12 protein-coding genes and 1 pseudogene are annotated in these 9,855 nt (G+C 63.6%); 5 read left to right on the top strand and 8 right to left on the bottom strand.

The genetic code is table 11. The features are described from left to right. Positions 1–152: 152 nt before the first annotated feature. The gene (locus tag VLR48_RS01950; protein ID WP_325290166.1) at positions 153–1,628 is read left to right on the top strand and encodes a HAMP domain-containing sensor histidine kinase; all 1,476 of its coding nucleotides are present in this window, start codon (positions 153–155) and stop codon (positions 1,626–1,628) included. Between the two features lie 125 nt (positions 1,629–1,753). Here VLR48_RS01950 and VLR48_RS01945 read toward each other — a convergent pair whose 3' ends face one another. The 3 genes and pseudogenes from VLR48_RS01945 to VLR48_RS20170 form a co-directional block, all read right to left on the bottom strand. Next, positions 1,754–1,957, bottom strand: coding sequence for a response regulator (locus VLR48_RS01945; protein ID WP_325290165.1), 204 nt, complete (start codon positions 1,955–1,957; stop codon positions 1,754–1,756). 15 nt (positions 1,958–1,972) lie between these two features. Continuing rightward, positions 1,973–2,425: a hybrid sensor histidine kinase/response regulator gene (locus VLR48_RS01940; protein ID WP_325290164.1), complete on the bottom strand. Its 453-nt coding sequence runs from the start codon at positions 2,423–2,425 to the stop codon at positions 1,973–1,975. Beyond that, positions 2,368–2,640: pseudogene (locus VLR48_RS20170) on the bottom strand (PAS domain-containing protein); the annotation flags it as partial. The pseudogene VLR48_RS20170 and the gene VLR48_RS01940, both read right to left, overlap by 58 nt. Before the next feature lie 27 nt (positions 2,641–2,667). Between VLR48_RS20170 and VLR48_RS01935 the strand changes: the two are divergent. Both VLR48_RS01935 and VLR48_RS01930 read left to right on the top strand, forming a co-directional pair. Continuing rightward, the gene (locus tag VLR48_RS01935) at positions 2,668–3,522 is read left to right on the top strand and encodes a right-handed parallel beta-helix repeat-containing protein (RefSeq protein WP_325290163.1); all 855 of its coding nucleotides are present in this window, start codon (positions 2,668–2,670) and stop codon (positions 3,520–3,522) included. Between the two features lie 478 nt (positions 3,523–4,000). After that, on the top strand, positions 4,001–4,264 hold the full coding sequence (locus VLR48_RS01930; RefSeq protein WP_325290162.1) for a helix-turn-helix transcriptional regulator: 264 nt from the start codon (positions 4,001–4,003) through the stop codon (positions 4,262–4,264). 13 nt (positions 4,265–4,277) lie between these two features. On the opposite strand, the gene VLR48_RS01925 is transcribed toward VLR48_RS01930, so the two are convergent. The 5 genes from VLR48_RS01925 to VLR48_RS01905 are packed head-to-tail and all read right to left on the bottom strand — an operon-like array spanning position 4,278 to position 8,537. Further along, positions 4,278–5,465 (bottom strand): GIY-YIG nuclease family protein, encoded by a 1,188-nt coding sequence (locus VLR48_RS01925; RefSeq protein WP_325290161.1) that lies wholly within the window; start codon positions 5,463–5,465, stop codon positions 4,278–4,280. Beyond that, a complete protein-coding gene (locus tag VLR48_RS01920) occupies positions 5,458–7,548 on the bottom strand; it encodes a DEAD/DEAH box helicase (RefSeq protein ID WP_325290160.1) in 2,091 nt (696 codons plus the stop codon). Before VLR48_RS01920 ends, VLR48_RS01925 begins: the two co-directional genes overlap by 8 nt. A 4-nt stretch (positions 7,549–7,552) precedes the next feature. Continuing rightward, a complete protein-coding gene (locus VLR48_RS01915) occupies positions 7,553–7,762 on the bottom strand; it encodes a YgiT-type zinc finger protein (protein WP_325290159.1) in 210 nt (69 codons plus the stop codon). Positions 7,763–7,776: 14 nt separating this feature from the next. After that, complete coding sequence (locus VLR48_RS01910; protein WP_325290158.1) at positions 7,777–8,088, bottom strand: DUF4258 domain-containing protein; 312 nt, start codon at positions 8,086–8,088, stop codon at positions 7,777–7,779. After that, positions 8,085–8,537, bottom strand: a complete 453-nt coding sequence (locus tag VLR48_RS01905) for a type IIL restriction-modification enzyme MmeI (protein ID WP_325290157.1) — start codon at positions 8,535–8,537, stop codon at positions 8,085–8,087. The genes VLR48_RS01910 and VLR48_RS01905 overlap by 4 nt, the downstream gene beginning before the upstream one ends. A 66-nt stretch (positions 8,538–8,603) precedes the next feature. On the opposite strand from VLR48_RS01905, the gene VLR48_RS01900 reads away from it, so the two are divergent. Further along, positions 8,604–8,795, top strand: coding sequence for a hypothetical protein (locus VLR48_RS01900; protein WP_325290156.1), 192 nt, complete (start codon positions 8,604–8,606; stop codon positions 8,793–8,795). 393 nt (positions 8,796–9,188) lie between these two features. Further along, positions 9,189–9,440 (top strand): type II toxin-antitoxin system ParD family antitoxin, encoded by a 252-nt coding sequence (locus VLR48_RS01895; protein WP_325290155.1) that lies wholly within the window; start codon positions 9,189–9,191, stop codon positions 9,438–9,440. The last annotated feature ends 415 nt before the right edge of the window (positions 9,441–9,855 follow it).

Genomic DNA, 9,855 nt, shown 5'->3' with positions numbered 1-9,855 from the left:
GCCAAACTCATGAGCCGCCAGCACGATGGCGTCACTTCCGTGCTCCGGAAACACGGCATCGACAACGCGGAGCTCACCACCCATTGCGATACGCTGGCGGAACTCCACCGCCTGCTCAAGCGCCGCAGCCGCAAACGCTCCCGATAAATCCGATGAGCGAGAAGACCAGCGGACTAGAACTGATGGAACCAGCCTCCCCGGACCTGCTGATCCCGGAATACGGACTCTGGCCGTGGTGCATCGCGGCTGCCGCGGTCCTCGTGATCGTCGTTCTCGCAGCGTGGTTTTTCCTGAGAAGGAAAAAGCCGCCGATCAATCCGCTCACGCTCCGCAACGCAGCCTTCGCCGAGGCCATCGCCGCATTGGCGGGCACCACCACGGACAGCGCCCGCGAAGCCGCGGTCCATTGCTCGCTCATCCTGCGCAAATATCTATCAGCCGCCGCGAACGATCCGGCGCTGTTTGAGACCCATGAGGAATTCATTTCCCGCCATGATGCGCTGCAAGACGACGAGCTGGTCGGGTTCTTGAGCGGCGAGTTTCGAGATCTGCTCGGGTTCGACTGGATCGGGGTGGTCTTCATCGACGATGCCCGCGCCAACGCGCATGTCGAGACCGGTTGGCTGGACGGCAGGCCGCAGTCGAGCGATCGACGGCTTTACCGCTTGCAGGGCACGCTCCTGGAATCCGCGCTGGCCGACGCCGCGCCCCTCCATGTCGCCGATGCCGTCGCACGGGTGCGCGAGAATCCGGCCTACGAGTTTCTCGGTCACCTGGTCGCGCTCGGCATGCGTGACGCGATCTTCCTGCCGCTCACCGCACAGACGCAGACGCCCGTCCCGGCGGTGGTGGTGTTCGCGACCCGTCGTCCCGAGGGCTTCGATGGCGCGCGGCGACGTCTCCTGGGCAACATCGCACAGCTCTTGACCCAGGCGTTCGGGCGCACCGCCCGCTTCGCCGAGCAAGGCCGCCTGGCCGCCATCGGGGAGTTCGCCTCGGGCATCGCCCATGAGCTGCGCACCCCGCTCACGACGGTGTCCATGGCGTTGGAGTCGCTCGCCGGACTGGCACTGGACGAGCGCGCGCAGCGGCGCATCGCGCTGGGCGCGGGCGAGGCCGAGCGGATGCGGCGTCTGCTCGACGACATGCTCCTCTACGCCAAGCCGCTGAGTCTGAATCTGCAGGCCGTCGACGTCGTCTCCACCCTCGCCGACTTCGTCGCGGGCTATGACGACGGCGAGCGACGACACCCGCTCCGCCTTGCCTCGACACCGACAGCCGCATACATCCTCGCCGACCAGGATCGCCTGCGGCAGATCCTCGTCAACCTGACCGACAACGCCTGTCAGGCCGCACCCGAAGGCACGCCGGTGACCTGGCACATCGAGGAACAAAGGCCGGAGCAGCGCATCCTGCTGCGCGTGCACAACGGCGGCGAGCCGATCCCGGCGCACCTGCTCGCGCGTCTCACCGAGCCTTTCTTCAGCACCAAGACCAACGGGACCGGACTGGGCCTCGCCATCGTGCGGCGTCTGGTCGATCAGCACGGCGGGCAGATGCGCCTCGCCTCCGATCCGCAGACGGGCACCGAGGTCCGGCTGAGCTTTCCGGCCTTGACACCGGATTGAACGCGATCATCGCGGCGGCAAGAGGCCGAGACGGCCGCACCACCTGAGGGGTTGCAGCCGTCGTAAAGATCGCCGCGCAGCGAACGGTCTTCATCGCGGGACAGAGGCGCTGCAGACGCCTCGACCTAGCTGGCGAGGACGCTCTTCAGCTCCGCAACGCCCACCGGCTTGACGAGGTATTGGTCGAAACCCGCTTCCAGCGTTCGCTGCCGGTCCTGGTCTTGGCCCCAGCCCGTGATGGCGACCAGGCGGAAGGCTCGGCCGGGGTGGTTGGCACGCAGCCGGCGGGCGGCCTCGTAGCCGTCCATCACGGGCATGCGTAAGTCCATCAAGATGTGGGTCGGCTACCAGTCCGCGCAGACGCGCAGCGCCTCGGCCCCGTCGTAGGCGACCCGAACCTCGGCCTTCAGCAGGGTGAAGAGCATTCGCAGGCTCTCGACGATGTCGCGGTCGTCGTCGACCACCAAGACACGGCGCTTCGCAACGGCGTCGGCGTCCGTTGTCTCCTGTGGTCCGGGCTGTGCCGGGAGACTGTTGCAGAGGGGCAGCGAGACGGTGAAGACGGCGCCACGTCCGGGTCCGTCGCTCTCGGCCCGGATCGTCCCGCCGTGCAGCGCGACCAGGCTGCGCGCGATGCTGAGGCCGATGCCGAGCCCGGCATCCCGTCCGGGCTCCGCCTGGGAGAACATCTCGAAGATCTCGGCGAGGCGCTCACGGGGGATGCCCCGCCCGTCGTCTCGACCACCTCGCCCCGCACATCCTGGATCGGCACCGCGTGCACACGCATCCAGCGCCACTCCCCGTCATGGCGCCGAATGCGGTGCTCGTTCACGACCGCGACGCCGCGGGCGACGGCGTCCGTCCGACGCTGCACAGCCGCCGCGACGTCCTCGGGATGAACCGCCGCGCTCCACCCGGTACCGAGCATCTGCTCGGCGCTCTGCCGGGTGAATCTCATCCACTCCGGCTGCGGGGCGACGTGGTGCCCCGAGGGAGGGCATGACCAGGTCACAGCGCTGGTCGCCTCGACCAGGGTCCGATGGCGCAGCTCGCTGGCGCGAAGGGCGTCTTCGGCGGCCTTTCGCTCCGTGATGTCCTGCGACAGCCCGATCAGCCGCCGGGGCTGTTCCCGTCCGTCGCACTCCAGGTAGCCGCGATCGGCCACCCAGACAATCCGGCCGTCGGGCTCGCACAGCCGGAATTCGGCCCTCTAGTTGCATGGCGCAGGATTCCGACCCGTGCCGTTGTTGAAGCTCCTGGTGAGCATGATGGCCCCTGCATCGACGACCGGGACACCCGCACCGTCTACGCCGACCCGAGAGCCCAGGGCAAGATCACGTTCGAGGTCCGGCGCACGCCCTGCCCAAGCGATGACGAGATCCGGATCGTAAGAGGGATCTATGCCGGCCGCTTCGTTTACGACAGCAGGGAAGCAAAAGCGCTATCCCTGCTAGGCGGATACGCGACCGGCTGCGACCGACGCGATCTCGATTCGGCCAACACGATCCTTACCGGCAATGGTAAGGAACAGGTGTTGTTTTTGCAGGCAGATCAGCCGGGTTCGGAGGGCGCGGCACTCTTGGTACAGGGGCTGACCATCCGAGATGGACTTCGCACGGATGGTGGGGGTTCCGGATTGTTGGTTGCTTTTCAAGGTGCCGTGCACCTGGATCGCAACACGATCCAATACAATAGAGGCGGAGGTGCAGCAGCAATATCCCTGAGCCGGCGCGATACCGCAGTGCTCACCGGAAACTTGATCAGCGACAACACATCGTCATCTGGGGGGGGCGGTTTATGGTTCACGACGTACGATACTGGCCCCATCACAATTACGCTTTCGGGCAATATCAAAGGTCGATCCGCTCTTCGTCGACCTGCGGAAACACCCTGACGCGTTCAATCGGTGCCGATCAAACGGCGTATTACAGCGTTCTGGCGTTCGGTAACGGTCGGCCCATCCCCTTCGATCCGGCCAACAACCGCCTCTTCCTGCGCTTCGCCGCGAACGGGACAACGGTGGGGGCGACCAATGTCGCGGTGACAGCGCCGTAGCACGACGATGGCTGGCTGCGCGCTGATGAGCGCCCGGCACTCGCGGGCGACCTGGACGGGTTCCCCGCACAGGTCCTCGATACCGTGATCGGCATCGCCAAGCACTGACTGAGTCGCATGCACGGGCGCCGGGGCGCGCCCGTCACTTCACACCGACAAGACTGCATCGATGCAGCTCTTTGTCACGCGGTTACATGCCGCGCCACGATAACCGAAAAATACACATATCGTTATTCACGACCGAAAGAATCAATGCCGAAGCCCGTCCAGGAGCTTCTAATCTCGCCACGTCAAACACCAAACGAGGATTTGCGGACATGGATACCAGCCGGAATCACCTGATCGGAGAGCGCATCCGAAGCGCCCGTGAACACCATCATCTCAGCCACGAAGACCTCGCTGGACGAACCACCGGACAGATCACCCCCTCACGACTCCGAAACGACGAAGAGGGCATCCGCCGCACCGGCATCGAGGATACCGAGGCCATGGCCGCAGTGTTTGGTGACGTCTCTGCGGCTTGGTTGTTGACGTTGGATTCCGCGTCCGAAAGCAGCCAAGGTCAGTTGCAAGTTGGCTAGGATCGCACCCGACTCAGCCAGATTGTTCCACGAGCGCCGCGGTTGCCGTGTCGTAGAGGTACCGGGTGATTGTCCCGTCCCGGATCTTCTCGACGGCCTCGTCAATCACATGCCGCGGTACGAGAAACCATTCCCGCGGGACCACGGGATTCCCGAACCGGTCCTTGATCTCGATCTCCAGGCGTGCCGAGCCGAAGATGCGATGGATCAGGTTCTCCAGCTTGGTCCTGTTGATGTTGTACAGCTGATAGGTCGCGACCACCTCCACGTCTGCCATAAGGAAGGTCGGGTCGAGCTTGGCATTGGCGATGCGCTTCTCGACATCCATGCCGGTCACGCCGATCTTGTGGATCAACTCCCGATTCTCCACGATCAACGGCAGCGCCGACTGGCTGCGCAGCACATAAATCGTCCCGCTCGCGTGATCCTCTTCGTCGGCAATGCCCTCGAACAGCGGACCGGGATTCGGGTCGGTGATCCGCCGTCCGGCCTCGTCCTTGGTTAAGGCCCGCTGCAGGGAGCGCATGAGCATGTTGCTCTCGGTTCCGTTGTCGAAGATGACGCGCAACCGCGCATCGCTATCCCCGTACTCCTGCATGAACACCTCGCCCATCTCGGCGACGTAGACCTTCTGTCCGCCCAGGATGAAGAAGCGCCCAGGTTCGATCTCGGCCTTCACGCCGAAGGGCCGTGCGCTGCGCAGGCCGGTGTCGAGGTCCTGTTGCACCTGCGCAAAGAGCGGCTTGAAATGCGCGAAATCCTCACAGGGTTGGCGGCTCGCAACCTCTTCCGCCGCGCGTTTTTCGACGCTGGATCGCACATGCCGCAACTGCGTGATGTCCGACGCCTCCGCATCGACGCCGAGCATGGCGAGCAGCTCGGCATCATCGACATCCTCTGTAATCGCCTCGGTCACCTCCGGCACTTCGGCGTTCAAGAGCCCCTGATGATCCAGCGGTTTGAGCAGTGTTCGGCACTCCTCCAGCTCGCGCAGTCGATCGAGCCGCACGGCATAGAGGCGCTCGAAGATGTCGCGCTCTTCACCATGCAGGGGAATCCGACCATGCTCGTCGTAGAAGCGCTGAATCTCTTCAAACCCCGCGATGATGCGCTCCTCGCGCGGCGTGCGGGCAGCCTGCTTCTCGGGCGTGATTTCGACACCCAGGGCATCGAGCAGCTCCAGATCGGAGAGCTCATCCATTCTGTTGTGCCTCCGTCGTCTTGCGCTGCAGGAAGGCCACGCCTTCCGCCATGCGTCGTTCCCAGGGGTCGGCGGATGTGATGGAGGGCAGACGACCGCGCTCCTGCTTGAACTTCAGCGCCCGCTTTGCAAGATCACGGGCCTCCTCCAGCCCGAGCTGCACACGCTTGGCCGCGATGATGGCCTGCACCTGCTTCAGACTCTCCTCGCTCATGGTCTTCGCCAGGATGGCGTAGGCTTCGCCGAAGGGATTGATGCGGTCGATCAGATCGATGTCGAGGTCACGCACATCCATGACGAACTTGCGCACGCCCTGGATGAAGGCCGTGTTGCTGCGCGTCTCCGCGTCGCCCTGCCCGGAGTCACCGCCGGCGCCATCGCCCTCCACCGCCACCTCTTTGGCCTTTTGGGTCAGGTTGAGCGCCGCGACGGCATGCTGGCGAACCGCCTCCTGGTCCTCTGCATCAAGCTCCGGGTACTTGTCTTTGATGATCTTCCCCATCCGAACCTGGGTGAGTTCCTCGGGCACCAGTTCCTCGTCGAACAGACCGCGCTCAATGGTGGTCTTGTCCTGCACGAAGGCGGCGATCACCTCGTTCAGATCCTGCCGACAGATGCGCTCGGCCTCCTTGGTCTTCGGTTGGGCCAGACCTTTGATCTCGATCTGGAACTGCCCCGTGTCCTCGTTGACGCCGACGTTCTCCTTCGTCGGATCATAGCCCTTCTCGCCGTAGTCAAAGCCGTCTTGCGGGCCGCTCTCGGGGGTCTTGGGCACGAAGGTGAAGCGGGGCGCGAGCACCTGCTCCATCAACAGGCTGGCGGCAATGGCCTTGAGCGTGTCGTTGACCGCCTCGGTCACCGCTTGCTCGGAGGCATCGGGTTCGGCGATCAGGTTGGTGAAACGCGTCCGGGTCTTGCCGGGTGCATCCCGCGTGGCGCGGCCGATGATCTGTACCACCTCGGTGAGGCTGGAGCGGTAACCGACGGTGAGCGCATGCTCGCACCAGATCCAATCGAAGCCCTCCTTGGCCATGCCGAGCGCGATGATGATGTCGACATGGTCGCGATCTTGGTTGAGCACCGGGTCTTTCAGCGCCGCGGCCACCCGCTCGCGCTTGGCGGGGTCATCATCGACCAGGTCCGCGATCCGCAGAACCCGGCCGTCGGGCGTCGTCACGCGCTGAAAGCCGGTCACCGGGTCCGTGCCCTGCCACTCGCCCAGCTCCTCGATGATGTGCTCGACCTCGCGAATCTTGTCCTTGGTGCTCTCGCGAGAGTTGACGTTCGGGATATGCACGATGGTCTTCTCGGCCGGATCGAGCACCTTCAGGATGTCGTCGGCATAGGATCCCGTGTAGAAGAAATAGCCGATGTCGAGCCGCTTCAGATGTTCGTAGCCGTTGAGCTGCTCGTAGTAGGTGTAGGTCACGGTGTCGAACTTGGCCTCGTCCCCCGGAGCGAGCACCGCCGCGGCATCGCCCCGGAAATAGGACCCGGTCATCGCCACCAGATGCACCTGATCCCTCGCCATGAACTGCCCCAGATGCGCGCCAAGCTTGTTGTCCGGGTTCGCCGAGACATGGTGAAACTCGTCCACCGCGATCAGACGGTTGTCGAAGGCATCCACCCCGAACTGATCCACGGCAAAACGGAAGGTCGCATGGGTGCAGACCAGCACCCGGTCGTCGCTGTCCAGGAATGCCTTCACCGACTTCACCTTGCCGCCGTCCTCTCCCGGTGCGTTGCAGAGGTTCCACCGCGGCTGCACCTGCCAGTCTGCAAAGAAACCGAACCTGGAGAGTGGCTCATCGTTAAAGCTCGCGCCGATGGACTTCTCCGGCACCACGATGATCGCCTGCGTGAGTCCCTGGTTGTGGAGCTTGTCGAGTGCGATGAACATCAGCGCCCGGCTCTTGCCGGAGGCCGGCGGTGATTTGATGAGCAGGTACTGCTCGCCGCGTTTCTCGAAAGCGCGCTCCTGCATCGGGCGCATGCCCAACTCGTTGGACGTCGTCGAGCTGCCGTTGCCGGCGTAGGTGACGGAGACCGAAGGGACTTGCTGCACGCGAGCTTGATGCGTCATGGGCTCAGGCATACCGATACACAGGCGTGCCAATCACACGCGCTGGCGGTCGACCGCTCTTGATCAACGCCTGGATATGCTCGACGGTCTCCGGGGAGAAATACTCCTCTCCCGTCTCTTGGCAGACTCGCGCGGGGACCTGCTCGATGAGATAGAGCTGGCCTTGGTACTCGATGGTGTAGTTCACCGTCGTTTCGATCATGGTCTCTTGCATCATGCGCTCCTTCATCATGCGTCGCGCCTGATCCGGGCATCGATCCACAGCGCCGGATCGGGCTCGTACAGGGTGATGACCTTCAGCAGCGGTCGACTGGGATAACTGCTAACCGCATGGAGGGCTCGCCCCGCATGGGTAACGCCAAGGATCAGACAGCTCGGACCGTACTTGTCGTTCGGATAGTCCTCGATGATCGCCGCAGCCCCTAACATCGCATACTCGAACTCCGCGATGCTGATGTCCCGGCGGATGCTCTGATCCAGTGCATGTCTGGAGAGCTCGTACAGACGCGCCCGGATCTTGTCCTGGATGGCCTTGATCATCCCGCGTCGCCTAGGTCCGGGACTCCGCGCCTCCGCCTGCCCCGACGCGCTGGCCTGCCTGATCTCGTCCACCCTCGGGCGCGGGCCTCGCTCGTAAGACCGGCTACCCAAAATATCAGTCGCTCGTGACACCCGCTCTGCGGTGTCACGCATGCCCCGTGGCGCTCTGCGCCACGTGCCACGATGGCCGGAGTTACGGGCAAGGTCTTGGGCGCGGTCATCTTGGTATACCTCTCGAAGAGCTTCTCCAGCCGCTCGGTACCGTTCTTGAAGCGTCGGCCAATGTCGATGCGCTCCAGCACCTCGCCGTTGCGGTCATGGGCGGCGCGCAAGTCATCTGGCATTGTGTCAGCGTCATTGAGATCGGCTATCGTAGCAGGGAAATGCGCCTCACGAGCCAGGAGGAGGCTCACGGATCGCGGACGCTGTGACCTGCTGGCGCTGAACATCGGCCACCGGCGCGAGCCCTACCGCGACCATTGACCCCAAGCCCGACCGACCATGAGGAAACAAGCATGTTGACCTTGGATGAAGCCCTGACGATCGAGAACCAGGACGCGCCCGACGAAGCGGCCCACTATGCAACGATTCAACGCGCGATCAATGAAGGCGCATGGACCTTTCAGGGTTCTTACGGGCGCGCGATGATGGCCGCGATCGAGAGCGGCCATTGCCTGCTCGGACACCGCGGTTTTCAGGATGCGTAAGGCAACCCGGTTCCGTCCCGACATGATGTCAAGCCCGGCACGAAGGGTTCACGCGAGTTCGTGGCGGAAGCCCGCGGCGCCGATTGGGCGGACACCCTGGCCGCAATCCAGTAACCCGAATACCTGGGACACGAACACCTGGGGCCGACCTGGGTTTCTGGGAGATGGCGACAGAGCGACCTGATCGGTATCGGTCAGGATCAGGGTGCGGTTCGTGTCGAACCCGTAGGGTGCGGTGACGCAGGAACCGCACCTTGCCTGACGTCAACGGTGGATCACGGTGCGGTTCGTCCCTCACCGCACCCTACGTGCTTTGTTTGTGGAGAAGCGGCTTGGTTGTGCCGGAAATGCCGAATTAGAGTATTGATTGGTAGAGTCAATAGTGGTGATCAGATGTCAAAAGATACCCGTATTTCATTAGGCGACCACTTCGAGGGATTCATCTTGCAGCAGGTCAAAAACGGTCGCTATGGCTCGGCAAGCGAGGTCATCCGAGCAAGCCTGCGTCTGCTCGAAGAGCGAGAACAGCAACTCGAAGCGCTGCGCCGGGCTCTGATCGAAGGCGAAGACAGCGGCGAGGACTCACCGCTCGACATCGAAGAGATCAGACGCGAGGCGCGCAAAGACGCGGGGCTGGATGCGTGAGATCGTCAAACGCCCGCGCGCCAGAGAAGACCTCAAAGGTGGGTCATGGTGCGGTTCGTCCCTCACCGCACCCTACGCGCCGGCATTGCGCCAACAAGGATTCCGCAAGGTGCTTCGGTTCAATCGGGTCGACTCGAAGCCGTAGGGTGCGGTGACGCAGGAACCGCACCTTGTCTGACGTCAACGGTGGGTCACGGTGCGGTTCGTCCCTAACCGCACCCTACGCGCTTGCGAGTTGATCAATGGTCGCGCCAGCCCGAGTACGAACCCAGCGGGTAACTGTTCAGGACAGCTTGCCAAACAATCCCCTGGGAGGGTAAGTTTGCAACATGTCTAAGCCGCCATCGACAACCGACAGCCCCGACAGCAAAGATGCCGAACTGGCGCGGTTGCGGGCGCAGACCGCCGAGCAGGC

This window comes from Thiocapsa sp. (genome assembly GCF_035467215.1).
GTDB lineage: Bacteria > Pseudomonadota > Gammaproteobacteria > Chromatiales > Chromatiaceae > Thiocapsa.
The sequence above is the reverse complement of the archived record's forward strand: the minus strand, read 5'-3'. Positions and strand labels throughout refer to the sequence as shown.